The organism is Streptomyces sp. NPDC043908 (assembly GCF_056435525.1).
This window is the reverse complement of sequence record NZ_JBWKEI010000002.1, coordinates 184,078-205,744: the sequence shown is the minus strand read 5'-3', so window position 1 is coordinate 205,744 and position 21,667 is coordinate 184,078. Positions and strand designations below refer to the sequence as shown.

Below are 21,667 nucleotides of genomic sequence, written 5' to 3'. Positions count from 1 at the left end.
CCGAGGACCCGCCCGGCTTCCCCGCGCCGGGATACTCGCGAGCCGACCGCCCCGCGCGCCACGTACCCTGGTGGGTGCTATGACGAAGACACCCCCGCGCCCCCTCCGTGTGCTCGCCGCCATGTCCGGTGGCGTCGACTCGGCCGTCGCCGCCGCCCGAGCCGCCGAGGCGGGCCACGACGTCACCGGCGTCCACCTCGCCCTCTCCGCGAACCCGCAGTCCTTCCGGACCGGCGCGCGGGGCTGCTGCACCATCGAGGACTCCCGCGACGCCCGTCGTGCCGCCGATGTCATCGGCATTCCCTTCTATGTCTGGGACCTCGCGGAGCGCTTCCGCGAGGACGTGGTGGAGGACTTCGTCGCCGAGTACGAAGCCGGTCGCACCCCCAATCCGTGTCTGCGCTGCAATGAGAAGATCAAGTTCGCCGCGCTGCTCGACAAGGCCCTCGCCCTGGGCTTCGACGCCGTGTGCACCGGCCACTACGCCACGGTCGTCCTGAACGAGGACGGCAGCCGCGAACTGCACCGCGCCAGCGACATGGCCAAGGACCAGTCCTACGTCCTCGGTGTCCTGGACGAGAAGCAGCTCGCCCACGCGATGTTCCCGCTCGGTGACACCCTCACCACCAAGGACGAGATCCGCGCCGAGGCCGAGCGCCGCGGCCTGGCCGTCGCCAAGAAGCCGGACAGCCACGACATCTGCTTCATCGCCGACGGCGACACCCAGGGCTTCCTGGCCAAGCGGCTGGGCAAGGCCGAGGGCGACATCGTCGACGAGTCCGGCACCAAGGTCGGCTCGCACGAGGGCGCCTACGGCTTCACCATCGGCCAGCGCAAGGGTCTGCGCATCGGCCACCCGGCCGCCGACGGCAAGCCCCGCTATGTCCTGGACATCTCCCCGGTGAACAACACTGTCACCGTCGGCCCCGTCGAGGCCCTGGACGTCACCGGCCTCACCGCGATCAGGCCCCGCTGGTGCGGTCAGGCCCCGGCGGGCCCCGGCACGTACACCGCGCAGCTGCGCGCCCACGGCGGCGAGACGACGGTGACGGCGGAGCCGGTGGGCGACGAGCTGGTGGTGAGCTTCGCCGAGCCGGTGCGCGGCGTCGCACCCGGCCAGGCGATCGTGCTGTACGACGGCACGCGGGTGGTGGGCTCGGCGACGATCGCCACCACCACGCGCCGCGCCGAGGCACTGGCCTGAGCGGAGCCCGCACGGGCCGGGGCTGGGCCGGTCCCGGTCCAGGCCGCGCCCTCTACCGCGCCAAGGCTAGGCCGGGCCGTCCTGGGCCGCCTCGGTCATCGGGCCGACGAAGCACAGGTGGTCCTTGATCAGCGCCACCGCCGCCAGCGGCTCGTGGTACGCCCAGGCTATGTCCGGCGCGTCCGGCAGAGACCAGTACGCGGCAACTCCCTTGTACGGGCAGGTCGTTCGCGTCGTGGACGGGCTCAGCAGGTCCGTCCGGACGTCCTCGGGCGGCAGGTAGTAGCGGACGGGCAGGCCGTCCTCGCGCACCAGCAGGGGGCGGGTGCTGTCCGCGAGCACCTGCCCGTCCCACAGCACGCGGACGCGCAGCGCGCCCTCCCCGGCGGCCTCGGCCGTGACGAGGTGGTCCGGGTCGAAGGGCGGCGGCGGGCCCGGCGGGGGCGTCGCGGCGCCGGTGGGCTCGGCGAGAATCGTGTGCATCGTCGTCGTCATGCCCGCTCAACGGCCCGTCGCCCGGCGCTTGTTCCCCCGATTCGCCGTTCGGGCCACTGTTCACCCGTTCGAGTGGCCGAGGCCTCCCGGCGTACGGTTGAGCCATGAACATCTGCGTCTTCCTCTCCGCCGCCGACCTCGACGAGCGCTACACCGGCCCCGCCCGTGACTTCGCCGAGCTGCTCGGCAAGGGCGGCCACACGCTGGTGTGGGGCGGCTCGGACCGCGGGCTGATGAAGGTCGTCGCGGACGGGGTGCAGGAGGCGGGCGGACGGCTCGTCGGGGTCTCCGTCGACTTCCTCGCCGTCTCGGCCCGCGAGAACGCCGACGAGATGGTCTTCGCCCGGGACCTCGCCGAGCGCAAGGCGCTGCTGCTGGAGAAGGCCGACGCCGTCGTGATCATGGTCGGTGGCACCGGGACCCTCGACGAGGCCACCGAGATCCTGGAGCTGAAGAAGCACGGCAAGCACACCAAGCCGGTGGTGCTGCTGAACACCGCGGGGTTCTACGACGGCCTCAAGGAGCAGTTCCGCCGCATGGAGGACGAGGGCTTCCTGCCGATGCCCCTCACTGACCTGGTCTTCTTCGCGGAGGACGGCGTCGCGGCCCTCGCCTACCTGGAGGAGTCGGCAGGGGTCCAGTAGTGCGAGCATGGCGGGTATGGCTACACACCTGATCACTGGGGCGGGCTCCGGCATCGGCGCGGCGGTGGCGCGCCGACTCCACGAACGGGGCGACGAGCTCGTCCTGCTCGCCCGCGACGCCGGACGCGCCAAGGAACTCGCGGCCCTCTTCCCCGGCGCCCGCACGCTCGTCGCCGACCTCGCCGACCCGGACCGCATCTCCAAGTCGCTCGGCATGCAGCCGATGCCCGACCACCTCGACTCCCTCCTGCACATCGCGGGCGTCGTCGACCTCGGCCCGGTCGGCGAGCTCCGCCCCAGGACCTGGCACCAGCAGCTCAACGCGAACCTGGTCTCGCCCGCCGAACTGACCCGTCTCTTCCTCCCGCACCTGCGCGCGGCCCGCGGACACGTCGTGTTCGTCAACTCCGGCGCCGGGCTCAACGCCCACGCCGAGTGGGGCGCGTACGCCGCGTCCAAGCACGGCCTCAAGGCGCTCGCCGACTCGCTGCGCCAGGAGGAGCACGCGGGCGGCGTCCGCGTCACCTCCGTCTACCCGGGGCGCACCGCAAGTCCCATGCAGGCCAAGGTGCACTCGCAGGAGGGCAGGGCGTACGACCCGGCGCAGTACATCGACCCCGAGTCGGTGGCGACCACGATCGTGATGGCGCTCGACCTGCCGCGCGACGCCGAGGTCAACGACCTGACGGTGCGGCCGGGCCGATGAGCGACACCGCCAGCGACTTCCCCTGGGGCTCCGCCACCGGCGTCGGCTCCCTGCCCGGCGGCGACGCGCGCGAGGCCGCCAAGACCGTCACCGGCTCCCTCATCGGCGCCGAGGGCTCGGCCGGCGACTTCCCCTTCCTGCCCGAACTGCCCGCGCGCGGCCCGGGCGCCGACATGATCGGGCGCACCGCAGGGCTGCTCGTCGAGATGTACGCGCGCGTGGAACCCAGTGGCTGGCGGCTCGGCGACCGGCCGGGCCGCGACACCCGCCGGGCCCACTCCTGGCTGGGCGAGGACCTGGACGCCCTGGAGGAGTTCACCCAGGGGTACGAGGGTCCGCTCAAGGTCCAGGCGGTCGGGCCGTGGACGCTCGCCGCCGCCCTGGAGCTGCGCGGCGGCGAGGCCGCGCTCGGCGACCCCGGCGCCTGCCGCGACCTGGCCGGTTCGCTCGCCGAGGGCCTGCGCGGCCACCTGGCGGACGTGCGCCGCCGGGTGCCGGGCGCGCGCATCCTGCTCCAGCTCGACGAACCCTCCCTCACCGCCGTCCTGCGCGGGCAGATCAGGACCGCCAGCGGCTACCGCACCCACCGGGCCGTCGACCGCCAGGTCGTCGAGTCGGCGCTGCGCGATGTCATGGCGGTGCACGACGGCCCCGTGGCGGTCCACTCCTGTGCCCCGGACGTGCCGTTCGCCCTGCTGCGCCGGGCCGGCGCCGCCGCCGTCTCGTTCGATTTCTCCCTGCTCACCGAGCGTGACGACGAGGTGATCGGTGAGGCGGTGGAGGCCGGCACCCGGCTCTTCGCCGGAGTGGTCGGCGGCACCGACGGCCCATTGTCAGACCCTGCCGGTAGCGTCATGGGTGTCAGGACGTTGTGGCGCAGGTTGGGGCTGCATCCGGGGACTCTCGCCGAGTCCGTCGTGATCACCCCGGCGTGCGGGCTCGCGGGCGCGTCGCCGGCGTATGCCCGGGCCGCGCTCGCCCACTGCGTCCGGGCGGCGAGATCGCTCGCGGACAACCCTGAGTGACGGGGAAGACGGGAAACGGGAGGACATGACAGTGGCTGGCGAACAGAACGACGTGGTGCCCGCGGACGCACGGGAGAAGCACGCGCTCCTCGCCGAGCAGGTCGAGGAGCACCGGTTCCGGTACTACGTGAAGGACCAGCCGGTCATCAGCGACGGCGAGTTCGACAAGCTGCTGCGCGGTCTCGAGGCCCTGGAGGAGGAGTACCCGGAGCTGCGCACCCCGGACTCCCCGACCCAGAAGGTGGCGGGGGCGTACGAGACGGACTTCACCGCGGTGGAGCACCGCGAGCGCATGCTGTCGCTGGACAACGCCTTCGACGACGAGGAGCTGGCCGCCTGGGCGGACCGCGTCGCCAAGGACGTCGGCGCCGCCCGCTACCACTACCTGTGCGAGCTGAAGGTCGACGGCCTCGCGGTCAACCTGACGTACGAGCACGGGCGGCTGACCCGCGCCGCCACCCGCGGCGACGGCCGCACCGGCGAGGACATCACGCCCAACGTCCGCACCATCGAGGACATCCCCGACCGCCTCAAGGGCGACCGCGTCCCCGACCTGGTGGAGATCCGGGGCGAGGTCTACTTCCCGATGGAGGCGTTCGAGGGGCTGAACGCCCGACTGGTCGAGGCGGGCGACAAGCCGTTCGCCAACCCGCGCAACGCGGCGGCCGGTTCCCTGCGCCAGAAGGACCCCAAGGTCACCGCCACCCGTCCGCTCCACATGGTGGTGCACGGCATCGGCGCGCGCGAGGGCTTCACCATCGACCGCCTCTCGCAGGCGTACGAGCTGCTGCGCGAGTGGGGCCTGCCCACCGCCCAGCACAACAAGGTGGTCGCCTCCATGGACGAGGTGCGGGACTTCATCGCGTACTTCGGAGAGAACCGCCACTCGGTGGAGCACGAGATCGACGGCGTCGTCGTCAAGCTCGACGAGATCCCCCTCCAGGGCCGCCTCGGCTCCACCGCGCGCGCCCCGCGCTGGGCGATCGCCTGGAAGTACGCGCCGGAGGAGGTCAACACCAAGCTCGTCAACATCCGCGTCGGCGTCGGCCGCACCGGCCGCGTCACGCCGTACGCGCAGGTGGAGCCGGTGACCGTGGCGGGCTCCGAGGTCGAGTTCGCCACCCTGCACAACCAGGAGGTGGTCAAGGCCAAGGGCGTCCTCATCGGGGACACCGTGGTGCTGCGCAAGGCCGGTGACGTCATCCCGGAGATCCTGGGCCCCGTCACGGACCTGCGGGACGGCACCGAGCGGGAGTTCGTGATGCCCGCCGAGTGCCCCGAGTGCGGCACCGCGCTGCGCCCCATGAAGGAGGGCGACATCGATCTGCGCTGCCCCAACGCGCGGTCGTGCCCCGCCCAGTTGCGCGAGCGCCTCTTCTACCTGGCGGGCCGCAAGAGCCTGGACATCGAGAACTTCGGCTACGTCGCCGCCACGGCCCTCACCAAGCCGCTGGAGCCGGCCGAGCCGCCGCTGCTCGACGAGGGAGACCTCTTCGACCTGACGATGGAGCGGCTGCTCCCCATCCGGGCGTACGTCCTGGACCAGGACAGCGGGCTGCCCAAGCGCGACCCCAAGACCGGCGAGGAGAAGACCGCCCTGGTCTTCGCCAACATGAACGGCGAGCCGCGCAAGAACGCGGTCTCCATGCTGGAGAACATCGCGGCCGCCAAGGAGCGCCCGCTGGCCCGGTTCCTCACCGGTCTGTCGATCCGTCACGTCGGCCCGGTCGCCGCCGAGGCGCTGGCGCGCGAGTTCCGCTCCATCGAGCGCATCGAACAGGCCACCCAGGAGGAGCTGGCGGCGGTCGAGGGCGTCGGCGGGATCATCGCGGCCTCGCTCAAGCAGTGGTTCGAGGAGGACTGGCACCGCGAGATCCTGCGCAAGTGGAAGGCCGCGGGCGTCCGGATGGAGGACGAGCGCTCCGGCGAGGACGAGGGACCGCGTCCCCTGGAGGGGCTCACGGTGGTCGTGACCGGAACCCTGGCCCACCACACCAGAGATGGCGCGAAAGAAGCGCTCCAGAGCCGTGGAGCGAAGGTCACCGGTTCCGTTTCCAAGAAGACGTCCTTCGTCGTCGTCGGCGACAGCCCTGGTTCGAAGTACGACAAGGCGATGCAGCTGAAGGTTCCGGTTCTCGACGAGGACGGGTTCGCTGTGCTGCTGGAACAGGGTCCCGAGGCTGCTCGCGAAGCGGCTGTGCCGAGCGCACAGGAAGGGGAATAACAGGAGTGGAGGGCTCCTCCCGGGCGGCCCGCCATCACCCGTTCGGCTCATAGCAGACGGCTCTTGGTGGTCAGTTCGCATTCGGGCAAGAGATGGAGACCGCTGCCCGTGGGAGCCCTCCGCGGCCTACTGTTGTGATGAGCGCCAGTCGTGCACGGCTGAAACGGGAGCTCGGGGGAGCTCTCTGGGTCGTGGTGGCATGACAAAGGGGCCATCGCGTGGCATCGGCACCGCCGGCTGTGAGAGGGACGGGAATGAAACCGACCGAGAGCGCCGCCCCGGCCGTACGGCTGCGCGGGTTCGCGGGCTTCTCCTCCAGGCTGACCGCCGGCGTCCTCGGGACCGCCGCCCTCGCCCTGGCCCTGGGGTTCTACCGGGCCCTCGACACGGGCGACGCCCTGTTCCCCGGCTCCACCCGGGGCTGGGCGCTGGCCGTGCTCACCGGCATCATCGTGGGCCACCTGGTCGCGCTCGGGCGCGACCGCTGGTGGGGCGGCACCGGCTCCGGCGCCGCCCTCACCCTGGCCGTGCTGCTGCTGTACGGCTGGGTGCCCGCCGGGCTCGTCTCCATGGCGGTCGTGGTGCTGGTCGGCGCCGCCCGCCGGCACCGCTGGCGCCAGGGCGTGCTGCACGGCGCGGTCGACGTCCTCGGCATCGGCGCCGCGGCGCTCGTGCTCGCCCTCTTCGGCCACCACCCCAGCGTCCGTTCACCCTGGTGGCCCACCGAGTGGACGGTCTCCTCGGCCCCCGTGGTCGCCCTGGCCGCCGCGACATACCTGGCGGTCACCCGGATACTCCTCTGGTACGCGCTGGCGCCCCGCGGCGGCGGCCTGCCCACGGTCGCCCGGACCGCCCTGCTGCGCCAGGGCCTCGTCGCCGTCGCCCTGCTGGGCATCGCCCCGCTGATCTGCGTGGTCGCGATGGCCCTGCCGATCCTGCTGCCGCTGTTCGCGGTGCCGCTGATCGCCCTCGACTCCACCCTGTGGATCGCCCGCGCCCGCGCCGAGGAGCAGCTGCGCGACCCGCTCACCGGCCTGCCCAACCGCCTCTGGCTCCTGGAGCGCACCTGGGCCGCCCTGGAGGAGGCCGAGGGCCCCGGCAACCGGGCCGCGCTCGTCCTGATCGACATGGACCGCTTCCGCTCGGTCAACGACACCCTCGGGCACCTCGCCGGCGACCGGCTGCTCCTGCAGATAGCCGAGCGGCTGCGGCTCGCCCTGCCGCGCGGCGCCGAGGCGGCCCGGCTCGGCGGCGACGAGTTCGCCGTGCTGCTGCCCGTGGCCGACTCCGCCACCAGCACCATGCGCATAGCCCGCGGCCTGGTCGCCGAACTCTCCTCGCCGCTCGACCTCGACGGGCTCACCCTGGTCCTGGAGGCCAGCGCGGGCGTCGCGGTCTACCCCGACCACGCCCTGGACGCCGAGGGGCTGCTGCGCCGGGCCGACGTGGCGATGTACCAGGCCAAGCGGGACCGTACGGGCGTGGAGGTGTACGAGTCCAAGCGGGACTCCAACACCCCCGACCGGCTCGGCCTGCTGGGCGATCTGCGGCGGGCGCTCGACGCGGGCGACGTGGAGCTCCACTACCAGCCCAAGGTCCGCTTCGACGGCCAGGTGGCCGGGCTGGAGGCCCTGGTGCGCTGGGTGCACCCGGAGCGCGGCCGGGTCCCTCCGGACGAGTTCATCGCCATCGCGGAGTCCTCGGGGCTGATGCCGCACCTCACCGAGTACGTCCTGGAGACGGCGCTCGCCCAGGTCGCCCGGTGGCGGGCCCAGGGGCTCACGGTCCCGGTCGCCGTGAACGTGTCGCCGCGCGACGTCCACACCCCGGGCTTCGCCGGAGCGGTCGCGGCCCGGCTGGCCCGGCACGGCGTCCCCGCGGGCGCCCTCCAGCTGGAGATAACCGAGCACGTCCTGCTGGAGGACCCGCAGCGCGCCGCCGACACCCTGGCGGGGCTCACCGGGCACGGCGTGAAGATGTCGCTCGACGACTTCGGCACGGGGTACTCGTCGCTGGTGCACCTGCGCCGGCTGCCGGTCAGCGAACTCAAGATCGACCGTTCCTTCGTGGCCCGGCTCGCGATCGACAACGAGGACGCCGAGATCGTCCGCTGCACCCTCGACCTCGCCCACTCCCTCGGCCTGCTCGTCGTCGCCGAGGGCGTCGAGGACGACGAGACCTGGGAGCGGCTGCGCGACCTCGGGTGCGACGCCGTCCAGGGCTGGCTGGTCGCCGCCGCGATGCCGCCCGCCGAGGCCACCGCCTGGCTGCTCGCCCGGGGCTCCAACGGCTGGCAGCGCCCCGCCGACCTGGAAGCGGCGGCGGCCGCCAGGATCGCCGCCGCGGCCGAGGAGCCGTCGGGCACCCCGGTCCAGTGACACTCCCCGGCGCCGGCCGCACGCCAGGCGCCGCCGTGCCCCCGCGGCGGTAACACCGGACACCACGGCTCCGGCCGCCCCGCCCCGGTGGGCCGGACCGTCCGGGAACCACCCGGCGAGGAGCCCCGGCCCCGGGCGACCGCCCCGCCCCCGGGCGCCCCGCCCTCCGGGCGACTGTCCCGGCTCCGGGCGGCTGCCCCGCCCCCGGCCGACCGCCCCGCCCCCGGGCGACTGTCCCGGTGGGCCGGACCGTCCGGGAACCACCCGGCGAGTAGCCCCGGCCCCCCCGGCCCCCCCGGCCGACCCGCCCCCCCGGCTGCCCCGCCCCCGGGCGGCTGCCCCGGTGGGCCGGACTGTCCGGGAGCCACCCGGCGAGGAGCGCCTCCCCGCCCCGCCTTGCCGTACCCCGGGCCAGGTCGGACGCCCCGGCCGGGCACCGGCCCCCGGGCCGGCCGCCCCGCCGGACCCCGGCCCCCCACTGGAACCGCGCCGTCCCCGCACCCGGTCAGGGCCCCCCGGGACAAACCGTTTAGTCGAGTGGCGACCCGGCCCCATAGGATTGGGGCCGGTGGTCCCGTGCCTGTCCGGCGCGCGGCGACCGGCACGCACGCTCGCCGCGTCGCCGAACCGTCCACGTGGCCCTGTCACGAGGACGCTCCGGCGCCCTGCGATCGCTCGTACCGGACGCCGCGCGACCCGCCCCCGGGCGGACGGCGGGCGCGGGACCACCGGCCCCGGCCCCACACCACCCGTACTCACCCTGAGGATCGCTGCATGCCTGGCATTACGCGCGAGGAGGTCGCCCACCTCGCCCGGCTGGCGCGTCTGGAGCTGAAGGGCGAAGAGCTCGACCACTTCGCCGGACAGCTCGACGACATCATCGGCGCGGTCGCCCGCGTCTCCGAGGTCGCCGACCAAGACGTGCCCCCGACCTCCCACCCGCTGCCGCTGACCAATGTCATGCGCGCGGACGAGGTCCGTCCGTCGCTCACCCCCGCGCAGGCGCTCTCCGGCGCCCCGGCCCAGGAGCAGCAGCGTTTCAAGGTGCCGCAGATCCTGGGGGAGGACTAATCACATGACGGACATCATCAAGCTCACCGCCGCCGAGATCGCCGCGCGCATCGCGTCCGGCGAACTCACGGCCGTCGAGGTCACCGAGGCCCACCTGGCCCGGATCGAGGCCGTCGACGAGAAGGTGCACGCCTTCCTGCACGTCGACCGCGAGGGGGCGCTCGCGCAGGCCCGCGCCGTCGACGACAAGCGCGCGCGGGGCGAGAAGCTCGGCCCGCTGGCCGGTGTGCCCCTCGCCCTGAAGGACATCTTCACCACCGAGGGCATCCCGACCACGGTCGGCTCCAAGATCCTCGAAGGCTGGATCCCGCCGTACGACGCGACGCTCACCAAGCGCCTCAAGGCCGCCGACGTCGTCATCCTCGGCAAGACCAACATGGACGAGTTCGCCATGGGGTCGTCGACGGAGAACAGCGCCTACGGGCCGACGGGCAACCCCTGGGACCTGACCCGGATCCCCGGCGGCTCCGGCGGCGGTTCCTCCGCGGCCCTCGCCGCCTACGAGGCCCCGCTCGCCATCGGCACGGACACCGGCGGTTCGATCCGCCAGCCCGCCGCCGTCACCGGCACCGTCGGTGTCAAGCCGACCTACGGCGCGGTCTCCCGCTACGGCATGGTCGCCTTCTCGTCCTCCCTCGACCAGGGCGGCCCCTGCGCCCGTACGGTCCTGGACGCGGCGCTGCTGCACGAGGTCATCGCCGGGCACGACCCGCTCGACTCGACCTCCATCGACGCGCCGGTCCCGCCGGTCGTCGAGGCCGCGCGCAACGGCTCGGTGGCCGGGATGCGCGTCGGCGTCGTCAAGCAGTTCTCCGGCGACGGCTACCAGGCCGGCGTCGTCCAGCGCTTCAACGAGTCGGTCGAGCTGCTGAAGTCGCTCGGCGCCGAGATCGTCGAGCTGGACTGCCCCTCGTTCGACCTGGCGCTCTCCGCGTACTACCTGATCGCCCCGAGCGAGTGCTCCTCCAACCTGGCCCGCTTCGACGCCATGCGCTACGGCCTGCGGGTCGGCGACGACGGCACCAGGTCGGCCGAGGACGTCACCGCGCTCACCCGCGAGGCGGGCTTCGGCGACGAGGTCAAGCGCCGCATCATCCTCGGTACGTACGCGCTGAGCTCCGGCTACTACGACGCGTACTACGGCAGCGCCCAGAAGGTCCGCACGCTCATCACGCGCGACTTCGAGAAGGCCTTCGAGCAGGTCGACGTGATCGTCTCGCCGACCACGCCCACCACCGCCTTCCCGATCGGCGAGCGCGCCGACGACCCGATGGCGATGTACCTCGCCGACCTGTGCACGATCCCGACCAACATGGCGGGCAACGCCGCCATGTCGCTGCCCTGCGGCCTCGCGCCGGAGGACGGCCTGCCGGTCGGGCTGCAGATCATCGCCCCCGCCCTGAAGGACGACCGCCTGTACAAGGTGGGTGCCGCCGTCGAGGCCGCCTTCGTGGAAAAGTGGGGCCACCCGCTGCTCGAGGAGGCTCCGTCGCTGTGAGTGCACTGACCAAGGCCAAGGGATTCAAGAAGTCCAAGGCCGGCACGTACCTGTCCATCGGCACCACCGCCTTCGGCGCGATCAGTGTGCTCAAGCAGGCCAGGAAGGCCCGCACGGAGCAGGACAAGCTCCAGCTGCTCGACGCCGTCGTCTCCGCCGCCGCCATCGCCACCGGCGTCGCCATCCTGCTGCGCGAGCTCAAGCGCATGGGTGACGACGACGTCCTGCTGGGCTGAGAGGGATTGTTTCACCGTGACCGTCACTGATCTGGTCTCGTACGAGGACGCCCTCGCGTCGTACGACCCCGTCATGGGCCTGGAGGTCCATGTCGAGCTCGGTACGAAGACCAAGATGTTCTGCGGCTGTTCTACCGAGCTGGGCGCCGAGCCCAACTCGCAGACCTGCCCCACCTGCCTCGGCCTGCCCGGCTCGCTCCCGGTCGTCAACGCGATCGGCGTCGAGTCGGCCGTCAAGATCGGCCTCGCGCTCCACTGCGAGATCGCCGAGTGGTGCCGTTTCGCCCGGAAGAACTACTTCTATCCGGACATGCCGAAGAACTTCCAGACCTCGCAGTACGACGAGCCGATCGCCTTCAACGGCTATCTGGACGTCCAGCTGGAGGACGGCGAGATCTTCCGCGTGGAGATCGAGCGCGCCCACATGGAGGAGGACACCGGCAAGTCGACCCACGTCGGCGGTGCCACCGGCCGCATCCACGGCGCCTCGCACTCGCTGCTCGACTACAACCGGGCCGGCATCCCGCTCATCGAGATCGTCACCAAGCCGATCGAGGGCGCGGGCGAGCGGGCCCCCGAGGTCGCCAAGGCGTACGTCGCCGAGCTGCGCGAGCTCATCAGGGCGCTCGGCGTCTCCGAGGCCCGGATGGACAAGGGCCAGATGCGCTGCGACGTGAACCTGTCGCTGCGCCCGCACGGCGTCGAGACGTTCGGCACCCGCTCGGAGACCAAGAACGTCAACTCGCTGCGCTCCGTGGAGCGGGCGGCGCGCTTCGAGATCCAGCGCCACGCCGCGGTGCTGTCCTCCGGCGGCACCATCGTGCAGGAGACCCGTCACTTCCACGAGGACGACGGCTCCACCACCTCGGGCCGCATCAAGGACAACGCCGAGGACTACCGGTACTTCCCGGAGCCGGACCTCGTGCCCGTCGCCCCGGCCCGCGAGTGGGTCGAGGAGCTGCGCAAGGGGCTGCCCGAGCTGCCGCGCGTGCGGCGCAACCGGCTGCGCGAGGAGTGGGGCGTCACCGAGCACGACATGCAGTCCATCCTCAACGCGGGCGCGGTCGACCCGATCGTCGCCACGATCGAGGAGGGCGCGGACGCCGCGGCGGCCCGCAAGTGGTGGATGGGCGAGCTGGCCCGTAACGCCAACGAGCAGGGCGTCGCCCTGGACGAGCTGCCCGTGACCCCGGCCCAGGTGGCCCGGGTGGCGGCGCTGGTGGCCTCCGGCGACCTCAACGACAAGCTGGCGCGCCAGGTCATCGAGGGCGTCCTCGCGGGCGAGGGCGACCCGGACACGGTCGTCGAGAAGCGCGGCCTGAAGGTCGTCTCGGACGAGGGCGCGCTCGGCGCGGCCGTGGACGAGGCCATCGCGGGCAACGCGGCCATCGCGGACAAGATCCGCGGCGGCAAGGTGCAGGCCGTCGGCGCGCTCGTCGGCGCGGTCATGAAGACCACGCGCGGCCAGGCGGACGCGGCCCGCGTCAAGGAGCTCATCCTGGAGAAGCTGGGCGTCGAGGGCTGAGCACCGGGCGCTGAGCGCTGAACTCCTGGTTTCGCCTCCCGCGTCCGCCGGACGTGACCGGCCCGGCCCCCGTATCCACGTCATCCACGTCGGTACGGGGGCCGAGGCATGTTCCGCGGCGGCGTGGAACCAAACCCTCCCGCCGGGTGACCTCGCTCCGGATCGTCTATAGGGTGCCGAGCGTGGACGGGCGAGAAGCGGTAAGAGTGCTGGGACGGCGTACGGCGCTGCGGTATCTGGCGCTGGGGACGGCGGCCAGCGCCGTGGCGGCCTGCACCGGCGCGGGAGCGGCGGAGGGGCCGCGCAAACAGGCGCTGAAGGCGTTCGTGAAGGGCGAGTGGGCCTACCGCTCGAACCGGAGCCACCAGGGCGTCCTCACGGTCAATCCCGAAGGGCACTGGTCTGTCACCCAATGGGGTGGAATGTCCGGTCAGTGGATGCTCGACGGCGCCGTCCTCTCGGTGAGCACCGACGCGCCCACCGGGGACGCGGAGTCCGAGGAGCAGGAGGCGTTCACCCTGACGAGCATGCCGGAGAAGGTCTCCAAGTCGTTCTCCGAGCTCTTCACGCTCTCCGGCGGCTGGTCGAGCATCGGCACCGCCGTCGAGGCCGGGTACCGCAAGGGCGTCCTGACCCTCGCCTTCCGGGGCGACGGGGCGGACGACCTGCTCGTCACCTGCACCCGCCGCAAGTAGCGCGCGGAGAAGGCCCCGGGCGCCGCCGCTGTCCGCGCCCCGCGCCCGGTGTCCCGTGCGCGTAATCCCTCCTATCCCTGTGAGTAAGCCCACGAAACGGGCAAACGATCACTATTCGCTGCCAGAGTGGCTCCGCGCACAGGCAGTCGGACCGGCTCCCCGGGCGAAGATCCACGAAGCATCCAGGGAGCACACGCGTTGGCAGCCATAGCCCGGTGGTGTGTCCGCCACCGCCTCCTCGCCGTCCTGCTCTGGCTCCTCGCCCTCGGTGGCGCCACCACCGCCACGGCCGTCGCCGGCACCGCGTACTCCAACGACTACGAAGTCCCCGGCACCGAGTCCGGCCGCGCCACCGCCCTGCTCGACGCCGGGTTCCACGGCGGCCGCGGCGGCGACACCGGCACGGTCGTCTGGCACACCGCCGCCGGCTCGGTGCGCGCCCCCGACGTCCAGCAGCGCATGTCCCAGGCCCTCGGCGCGCTCGCCGAACTCCCCGGCGTGGCCTCCGTCTCCGGCCCGTACGGACGCGACGGCGGCGCGCAGATCAGCGCCGACGGGCGCACCGCGTACGCCCTGGTCACCTTCGGACACACCGCCGACGCGCTCCCCGAGGCCCAGGCGCGGGCCGTCGTCGACACCGCCCGAGCCGCCTCCACCGACCAGCTGCTGGTCGCGGCCGGCGGCAGCGCAGCCGCCCGCACCGAGTCCGGCTCCGCGCACCTGAGCGAGCTCGTCGGCGTGGCCGTCGCGGCCGTCGTCCTCTTCCTGGCCTTCGGCTCGCTCGCCGCCAGCGTCCTGCCCCTCGTCACTGCCGCGGTCTCCGTCGGCACCGCCTACGCGGGCATCGGGCTGCTCGGCCACGCCATGGCCGTGGCCGACTTCGCGCCCATGCTCGGCCTGCTCATCGGGCTCGGCGTCGGCATCGACTACGCCCTGTTCATCGTCACCCGCCACCGCCGGGGCCTGCGCCAGGGGCTCAGCGCCGACGAGGCCGCGATCCGGGCCGTGGCGACCACCGGGCGGGCCGTGGTCTTCGCCGGGGCGACCGTCTGCATCGCCCTGCTCGGCATGCTCGTGCTGCGCCTCGGCTTCCTCAACGGGGTCGCCGTCGCCGCCTCGCTGACCGTCGTGCTCACCGTCGCCGCGTCCGTGACGCTGCTGCCCGCGCTGCTCTCCCTGATCGGGACGCGGGCGCTCGGCCGCCGCGAGCGCCGCAGGCTCGCCGAGCACGGGCCCCGGCCGGAGCTGCCCACCGGGTTCGCGGCCCGCTGGTCCGCGGTCGTCGAGCGCCGCCCCAAGCTGCTGGGCGCGGTCGCCGCCGCGGTGATGCTGCTGCTCGCCCTGCCCACGCTCTCGCTCCGTCTGGGCACCTCCGACCAGGGCAACAACCCCGCCGGGTCCACCACCCGTACCGCCTACGACCTGCTCGCCGACGGGTTCGGCCCCGGCGTCAACGGGCCGCTCACCCTCGCCGCGAAGCTCGACGGCGCCGACGACCGGCTCGCCATGGAGCGGCTGCCCGGCGTGCTGCGGGGCGCCCAGGGCGTCGCCTCGGTGGGCCCGGTGACGTACAACGCCGGCGGGGACACGGCCGTGCTGACCGTGGTGCCCGCATCGGCGCCGCAGTCCCAGCAGACCAGCGCCCTCGTCGACCGGCTGCGCGAGAAGGTGCTGCCGGCCGCGGAGCGGGGCACCTCGCTCGACGTCCGCGTGGGCGGGGTGACCGCGAGCTACGACGACTTCGCCGAGGTGATCGTCGGGAAGCTGCCGCTCTTCGTCGGCGTGGTGATCACCCTCGGCTGCGTCCTGCTGCTCCTCGCCTTCCGCTCCCTGGGCATACCGCTCAAGGCCGCCGTGATGAACGTGATGGCGGTCGCCTCCGCGTTCGGGATCGTCGTCGCCGTCTTCCAGTGGGGGTGGGGGAGCGAACTCCTGGGCCTGGGACGGCCCGGCCCGATCGAGCCCTTCCTGCCCGTGATCATGGTCTCGGTGCTCTTCGGGCTCTCCATGGACTACCAGGTGTTCCTGGTCAGCCGGATGTACGAGGAGTGGCGGGAGACCGGTGACAACCGGCGGGCGGTCCGGGTCGGTCTCGCCGAGACCGGCCGGGTGATCAACTCGGCCGCCGTGATCATGATTTCGGTCTTCCTGGCCTTCGTGCTCAGCGGCGACCGGGTGATCGCCATGTTCGGCATCGCCCTCGCCGCGGCCGTCGCCCTCGACGCGTTCGTCCTGCGCACCCTGCTGGTGCCCGCCCTGATGCATCTGCTCGGCGGCGCCAACTGGTGGCTGCCCGGCTGGCTGGACCGGCGGCTTCCCCGGATCAGCATCGAGCCGCCCGAGTGCCGCCGTGCGACGATTTCGACGCGGCCCGCGCCCGAGCGGGCCGACGCACTCGCCGGCCGGCCGTAGCAGGCGCGGGCGGCGCCACACACGTGAAGGAGCGGGATGTTCGCGATATCGCTGGGGGACGACGGCGCCGAGCTGCGGCCACTGGAGCCGTACCACGCCGAGGAGTACCTCGCGCACATCGACCGGGGACGTGACTTCATCGGACGGTTCATCATGCTCGCCGAGGTGAGCAAAGACCTCGACGGGGCGCGGGCCTTCCTCCAGTCGTACGCGGACAAGGCGGCGGCCGACACCGGACGCCTCTACGGCATCTGGTCCGACGGGACGCTCGTCGGCGGCGTCCTCTTCCGTACGTTCGACGCCCGGCTCGGCACCGCCGAGGCCGGCTGCTGGCTGGAGGAGGCGGCGGTCGGGCGCGGACTGGTCACCCGCGCGGTCCGGGTGCTGATCGACTGGGCCGTCCACGAGCGCGGGATCCACCGCGTGGAGTGGCTGGCCGCCTCCGGCAACACCGCCAGCGTCAACGTGGCCAAGCGGCTGGGGATGACACGGGACGGGGTGCTGCGGGAGAGCTACCCCTACCGGGGCGAGCGCCAGGACACCGAGGTGTGGTCCCTCCTGGCCCCCGAGTGGCGGGCGCGCGCCACGGCCTGAGCCATCGGTGCCGGCGGCCGGGGCCCGGTGTTAAGACGCCTCTCAGAAAGGCCGCCTACCGTCGCCGCCATGACTGCCACCCCCTCCACCACCAGCACCGACGACCAGGCCGACGCCGGGACGACGGCTGCCGCACAGCCCGGGACCACCACCGCCGGCACCCTCGTGAAGGCCCCCGAGGCCCCGGACGCGCACGCCGAGGCCGAGGCCGAAGACGAGAACGAAGACGAAACCGGCGGTGAGTCCGGCGACGGGGCGGTGCCCACCGCGTCCGCCTCCACCGGCATCGGGGCGGGCGCCGCCGCCGTCGTCTCCGCGGCGCTCGGCCTCGTCTCGCTGACCGGCACCTGGACGGGCAAGGTCCTCTCCGAGCGCGAGACCCTGCTCGGCCAGATCAAGACCGCGCAGGGCGGCTCGGCCTCCGCGCAGATCCACGAGATCTACGGCGACTCCTGGCACACCACCGCCGCCGTCAACGGCGGCTTCGCGCTGCTCGCCCTGCTGGTCGGCGCCTTCGTCCTGGCCCGCCCGGCGTTCGGCGCCCCCGAGGCCCACCCGCGCCCGGTGTGGGTACGGGCGGTCGCGCTCGGCGGTCTCGTCCTCGGCGCGATCGGTCTGCTGCTCTCCGTCGGCATGTACCTCGACCTGTTCGCCACGCTGCCCTCGACCGGCTCCTGAAGGCTCAGAGCGCCGGGGGCGCCATCGTGAAGCGGGCCAGCACGGTGGCGGTCACGGTCTGGCGCTGAGGCGCCAGATCCAGCTCGGGGACGCTCTCCGGGTCGCCGCCGCCGTACCCCGAGGCACGCATCATCCCGGGCGCGCCCCCGCCGTACGGCCGTACCTCCTCGGCGTCCTCGTCGGCGAGTTCGAGCAGCGCCACCAGCTCGCTGCCGAGCGCCGCCGCGTACTCGCGGGCCCGTTCCACCGCCTGCTCGACGGCCCGGCGACGGGCCCTGCCGTACGCCGGGGAGGCCGGGCGCAGGGACCACCAGGGGCCGGAGACCTGCGTCAGCTCCAACGCGGCCAGCCGGGCGGCCAGTTCACCGAGCGCCGTGAAGTCACCGAGCTCCACCGTCACCCGCACCTGCCCGCGGTACGCGCGCACCCGCTCGCCCCGGCCGTGCCTGCCCAGTTCGGGGCCGACCGAGAACGAGCCGGTCTCCAGCTGCTCCACCGCCTCCCCGTACGACTTCACCAGGTCGAGGACGGCCGCGTTGCGGCGGGTGAGGTCCTCCAGGGCGGTGCGCCGGTCGGTGCCGCGCGCGGTGACCGTCACCGAGAGCCCGGCGATCTCCGGGTCGACATCGAGCACGGCTTCCCCCCGCACCGCGATCCGGGGCGTGTCGGGGGTGCCGTAGGGAAGGTGCGGGGACGGCTGGGTCATGTCTGCTCCTGGGGTCGCCGGGTGCGGCCCACTCTTCCACCGGTGCGCCCCTCAGGTCAGCCACCGGACATCCACCGCCCGCCTAGGACCGCTGCCTTAGACGCGGATTTTGGGCCCCGCCGCCCGCCGCGCGTCTAAGGCCCCGCACTCCTGGGGATGGGTCACTCTCCCGATGTCCCGGAGCCCCCTGGGAGACGAGAGTAGGGGCATCGCAAGAAGCGACGGACCACCAACTCAAGCCCCTCCGGGGGCACCAGGGAGCCGAAGATGTTCGAGTACCGGATGCACAAGGTGAACGAGGCCGAGCTGCTCCGCGAGGCCGCCGCCCAGCGGCTGGTCCGCCAGGCCCGCCTCGCCCGCCGCGGCCGGCGGCACACGGAGCACGAAGCCGAGGGGCCGGTGAGCCACCTGCGCGACCTGCGCGACCGTTTCGCGCACGCCGCCTGAACGCCGCGCGGGAAACGCGATGACCTTGATCGTCCCCACGGGTGCCGCGACACCGTACGGCTGTGCGATGCTCGGCCCTGTGGAGACCAGGTCCTTCAGCCCCGTGTTCGTCGGCCGTGCCGGTGAACTGACCGTCCTGACCGAAGCGCTCGCCCGCGCCACCGCGGGCGAGCCGCAGGCGTTGCTGGTGGGCGGTGAGGCCGGAGTCGGCAAGACCCGGCTCATCGAGGAGTTCACCAACGCCGCCTGCGACGCCGGCGCGGTGGTCGCCGTCGGCGGCTGCGTCGAGATCGGCGCCGACGGACTGCCGTTCGCCCCCTTCTCCACCGCCCTGCGCACCCTGCGCCGCCGGCTGCCCGAGGAGCTCGCCGCGGCCGCCGAGGGCCAGGAGGAGGAGCTGGCCCGGCTGCTGCCCGAACTCGGCGAGGCCAGCCGGGAGAGCGGCGAGGACGGCACCGCCCGCCTCTTCGAGCTCACCGTACGGCTGCTGGAGCGGACCGCCGCCGACCGCACGGTCGTCCTGGTCCTGGAGGACCTGCACTGGGCGGACGCCTCCACCCGCCATCTGCTCGCCTACCTGCTGCGCACCCTGCGGCGCGGCCGGCTCGTCGTCGTCGCCACCTACCGCGCCGACGACATCCACCGCCGCCACCCGCTGCGCCCCCTGCTCGCCGAGCTCGACCGGCTGCGCACGGTCCGGCGCATCGAGCTGTCCCGCTTCAGCCGCGGCGAGGTACGCCGCCAGCTCGCCGGGATCCTCGCCGCCGAGCCCGACCAGGCCCTGGTCGACGACATCTTCGCCCGCTCCGACGGCAACGCCTTCTTCGTGGAGGAGCTGAGCGTCTGCCACGAGTCGGGCTGCGCCCCCGGCGGCCTCAGCGACTCCCTGCGCGACCTGCTGCTCGTACGGGTGGAGACGCTGTCCGAGAACGCCCAGCTGGTCGTCCGCATCCTCGCCGAGGGCGGCTCCACCGTGGAGCACCCGCTGCTCGCCGCCGTCTGCCGGCTCCCCGAGGACGACCTCGACGCGGCGCTGCGGGCGGCCGTCGGCGCCAACATCGTGCTGCCCACCGAGGACGGCGACGGCTACCGGTTCCGGCACTCGCTGGTCCGCGAGGCCGTCAGCGACGACCTGCTGCCCGGCGAGCGCTCCCGCCTCAACCGCCGGTACGCCGAGGCCCTGGAGGCCGCTCCGGCGCTGGTCCGCGCCGACGAGTACGCCACCCGCCTCGCCACCTACTGGTACTCCGCGCACGACGCCGCCAAGGCCCTGCCCGTAGTGCTGCGCGCCGCCGTCGAGGCCCGCAAGCGGCACGCCTACTCCGAGCAACTGCGCCTCCTGGAGCGGGGAATGGAGCTGTGGGACTCCGTCCCCGCCGACGTCCGCGCCGAGCTGCGCCCGCTGGACTACGCCGGCGCCTACCCCTCGTGCGACACCTGTGACCCCGCCACCACCCCGCTCGGCTACCTCGACCTGCTCGCCGAGGCGGCCGTCGCGGCCCGCTTCAGCGGGGACCGCGAACGCGCGATGAAGATCGCCAAGCGCGCGCTGCGGATCATCGAGGCCCAGGAGGCGGACGCCCCGCCCGGGACCCCCCACGGCGACCCGCTGCGGGCCGCCTGGTTCTGGACCGAGCTGTCCAAGCTGGTGCAGAGCCTCGGGCGCGGCGACGGCTGGGACGAGATCGCCACCGCGCAGGAGCTGGTGCGCGGGCTGCCGCCGTCCGCCGTGCACGCGGCGGTCCTGGCCACCGCCGCGGGCTGGGGCATGCTGCACCGCCCCGGCCCCGAGTCGCTCGCCGCCGCCGAACGGGCCGTGGAGTACGCCCAGTTGGTCGACGCGGAGGAGACCGAGCTCAACGCCCGGCTCACCCTCGGCGGCCTGATGGTCGACGCGGGCGACGTCGAGGGCGGCCTCGCCCTGATGCGCCAGGTCGTCGAGCGCTCGCTGGAGCTCGGGCTGGTCGGCGAGGCGAGCCGCGGCTATGTCAACCTCTCCTCCAGCCTCGAATCGGTCGGCCGCTCCCAGGAGGCCGCGCGGACCGCGGCCGAGGGCGTACGCGCCGCGCGCCGGTTCGGCCTGCTCGACAGCGAGTGCTGGGCCGCGACCAACCAGGCCGAGGCCCTGCTCGGCCTCGGCCGCTGGGACGAGGCCGCCGAGCGCGCCGAGTGGGTGCGGCGCGCCGGTGTGAGCGGCAAGCCCCGCGGCTCCGCCGCCCTGCGTCTGTCCCAACTGGCCGTCGCCCGCGGCGAGCTGGACCGCGCCGCCGAGCGCCTCGCCGAGGCCGTCGGCTTCTTCGGCGTCCGCGACTCCATCCCGCAGAACGCGCTGCCCGTGGCCCAGATCGAGCTCGCCGTCGCCGCCGGGCAGGGCCGGTTCACCGACGCGCGCGCCGGTCTCGCCCGCGCCGTCGAGGCCGGCTTCCCGCCCGGCACCCAGCGCTACGGCTGGCCGCTGCTGATCACCGCCACCGCCGTCGAGGCCGATCTGCGCGGGCTGCCCGCCGCCGGGGACGGCCGGGCCGACGCGCTCGCCCTGATCCGCTCGGCGGCCCGGACGATGCCCACCCCGAGCCCGCTGGCCCAGGCGTACGCCCTGTGCGTCGAGGCCGATCTGGCCCGCGCCGAGGGCCGGGACGACGCGGCGCGCTGGGAGGCGGCGGCCGCCGCCCTCCAGCCGCTGGAGCGCCCGTACGACCTCGCCCGGATCTGCCACCGCTGGGCCGCGGCGCTGCTCGCCGAGGGCAACCGGCGCGACACCGCCGCCACGCTGCTGCGGCAGTCGCACGCCGCCGCGCTGCGGCTGCGGGCCCGGCCCCTGGTGGAGGAGGTGGAGCTGCTGGCCCGCCGGGCCCGGCTGCCGCTCACCGAACCGGAGCAGCCGGCCGTCCCCGAGGAGGCCGACGACCCGGCCGGGGCCCTCGGCCTGACCAGCCGGGAGCAGGACGTCCTGCGTCTGGTCGCCGCCGGGCACAGCAACCGCCAGATCGCCGAGGAGCTGTACATCTCGCCCAAGACGGCGAGCGTGCACGTCTCCAACATCCTGGCCAAGCTGGGCGTCTCGGGCCGGGGCGAGGCCGCGGCGCTGGCGCACCGGCTGAACCTCTTCACCAGCAGCGCCGCCTGAGC

The 21,667-nt window shown here is 73.6% G+C and carries 18 protein-coding genes; 16 read left to right on the top strand and 2 right to left on the bottom strand.

What is annotated here, in order from left to right; translation table 11 throughout:
- The first annotated feature begins 79 nt into the window (after window positions 1-79).
- The gene (mnmA, locus tag AC069K_RS05245) at window positions 80-1,204 is read left to right on the top strand and encodes a tRNA 2-thiouridine(34) synthase MnmA (RefSeq protein ID WP_358833225.1); all 1,125 of its coding nucleotides are present in this window, start codon (window positions 80-82) and stop codon (window positions 1,202-1,204) included.
- A 66-nt stretch (window positions 1,205-1,270) separates the two neighbouring features.
- Here the strand turns inward: mnmA and AC069K_RS05240 are convergent, their stop codons facing one another.
- Window positions 1,271-1,699, bottom strand: a complete 429-nt coding sequence (locus tag AC069K_RS05240; protein WP_365100722.1) for a DUF427 domain-containing protein — start codon at window positions 1,697-1,699, stop codon at window positions 1,271-1,273.
- Between the two features lie 104 nt (window positions 1,700-1,803).
- Here AC069K_RS05240 and AC069K_RS05235 point away from each other — a divergent pair, with 104 nt between their 5' ends.
- From AC069K_RS05235 to AC069K_RS05175, 13 genes are all read left to right on the top strand, one after another.
- Window positions 1,804-2,343, top strand: coding sequence for an LOG family protein (locus AC069K_RS05235; RefSeq protein WP_358833223.1), 540 nt, complete (start codon window positions 1,804-1,806; stop codon window positions 2,341-2,343).
- Window positions 2,344-2,359: 16 nt separating this feature from the next.
- Window positions 2,360-3,049: an SDR family oxidoreductase gene (locus tag AC069K_RS05230; protein WP_365100726.1), complete on the top strand. Its 690-nt coding sequence runs from the start codon at window positions 2,360-2,362 to the stop codon at window positions 3,047-3,049.
- Window positions 3,046-4,074, top strand: a complete 1,029-nt coding sequence (locus AC069K_RS05225; RefSeq protein ID WP_365100727.1) for a methionine synthase — start codon at window positions 3,046-3,048, stop codon at window positions 4,072-4,074. Before AC069K_RS05230 ends, AC069K_RS05225 begins: the two co-directional genes overlap by 4 nt.
- Before the next feature lie 31 nt (window positions 4,075-4,105).
- The gene (gene ligA, locus AC069K_RS05220; protein WP_365100729.1) at window positions 4,106-6,298 is read left to right on the top strand and encodes an NAD-dependent DNA ligase LigA; all 2,193 of its coding nucleotides are present in this window, start codon (window positions 4,106-4,108) and stop codon (window positions 6,296-6,298) included.
- A gap of 254 nt (window positions 6,299-6,552) precedes the next feature.
- A complete protein-coding gene (locus AC069K_RS05215; RefSeq protein WP_365100731.1) occupies window positions 6,553-8,676 on the top strand; it encodes a putative bifunctional diguanylate cyclase/phosphodiesterase in 2,124 nt (707 codons plus the stop codon).
- A gap of 774 nt (window positions 8,677-9,450) precedes the next feature.
- Window positions 9,451-9,747, top strand: a complete 297-nt coding sequence (gene gatC, locus AC069K_RS05210) for an Asp-tRNA(Asn)/Glu-tRNA(Gln) amidotransferase subunit GatC (protein WP_003966094.1) — start codon at window positions 9,451-9,453, stop codon at window positions 9,745-9,747.
- Window positions 9,748-9,751: 4 nt separating this feature from the next.
- Complete coding sequence (gene gatA, locus AC069K_RS05205) at window positions 9,752-11,245, top strand: Asp-tRNA(Asn)/Glu-tRNA(Gln) amidotransferase subunit GatA (RefSeq protein ID WP_478612224.1); 1,494 nt, start codon at window positions 9,752-9,754, stop codon at window positions 11,243-11,245.
- Complete coding sequence (locus tag AC069K_RS05200) at window positions 11,242-11,481, top strand: hypothetical protein (RefSeq protein ID WP_344070060.1); 240 nt, start codon at window positions 11,242-11,244, stop codon at window positions 11,479-11,481. Before gatA ends, AC069K_RS05200 begins: the two co-directional genes overlap by 4 nt.
- Window positions 11,482-11,497: 16 nt before the next feature.
- The gene (gene gatB / locus AC069K_RS05195) at window positions 11,498-13,006 is read left to right on the top strand and encodes an Asp-tRNA(Asn)/Glu-tRNA(Gln) amidotransferase subunit GatB (RefSeq protein WP_478612222.1); all 1,509 of its coding nucleotides are present in this window, start codon (window positions 11,498-11,500) and stop codon (window positions 13,004-13,006) included.
- Window positions 13,007-13,188: 182 nt separating this feature from the next.
- A complete protein-coding gene (locus AC069K_RS05190) occupies window positions 13,189-13,701 on the top strand; it encodes a hypothetical protein (protein ID WP_365100736.1) in 513 nt (170 codons plus the stop codon).
- Between the two features lie 198 nt (window positions 13,702-13,899).
- Window positions 13,900-16,113 carry an MMPL family transporter gene (locus AC069K_RS05185; RefSeq protein WP_478612219.1) on the top strand — a complete coding sequence of 738 codons (2,214 nt, stop codon included), beginning with the start codon at window positions 13,900-13,902 and terminating at the stop codon, window positions 16,111-16,113.
- Between the two features lie 36 nt (window positions 16,114-16,149).
- Window positions 16,150-16,707 (top strand): GNAT family N-acetyltransferase, encoded by a 558-nt coding sequence (locus tag AC069K_RS05180; protein ID WP_478612217.1) that lies wholly within the window; start codon window positions 16,150-16,152, stop codon window positions 16,705-16,707.
- A 69-nt stretch (window positions 16,708-16,776) separates the two neighbouring features.
- The gene (locus AC069K_RS05175; protein WP_478612215.1) at window positions 16,777-17,385 is read left to right on the top strand and encodes a hypothetical protein; all 609 of its coding nucleotides are present in this window, start codon (window positions 16,777-16,779) and stop codon (window positions 17,383-17,385) included.
- A 4-nt stretch (window positions 17,386-17,389) separates the two neighbouring features.
- On the opposite strand, the gene AC069K_RS05170 is transcribed toward AC069K_RS05175, so the two are convergent.
- The gene (locus AC069K_RS05170) at window positions 17,390-18,091 is read right to left on the bottom strand and encodes an SIMPL domain-containing protein (RefSeq protein WP_478612213.1); all 702 of its coding nucleotides are present in this window, start codon (window positions 18,089-18,091) and stop codon (window positions 17,390-17,392) included.
- Window positions 18,092-18,358: 267 nt separating this feature from the next.
- On the opposite strand from AC069K_RS05170, the gene AC069K_RS05165 reads away from it, so the two are divergent.
- Complete coding sequence (locus AC069K_RS05165; RefSeq protein WP_365100745.1) at window positions 18,359-18,538, top strand: hypothetical protein; 180 nt, start codon at window positions 18,359-18,361, stop codon at window positions 18,536-18,538.
- Between the two features lie 19 nt (window positions 18,539-18,557).
- Window positions 18,558-21,665, top strand: a complete 3,108-nt coding sequence (locus AC069K_RS05160) for a helix-turn-helix transcriptional regulator (RefSeq protein WP_478612211.1) — start codon at window positions 18,558-18,560, stop codon at window positions 21,663-21,665.
- Window positions 21,666-21,667 lie beyond the last annotated feature (2 nt).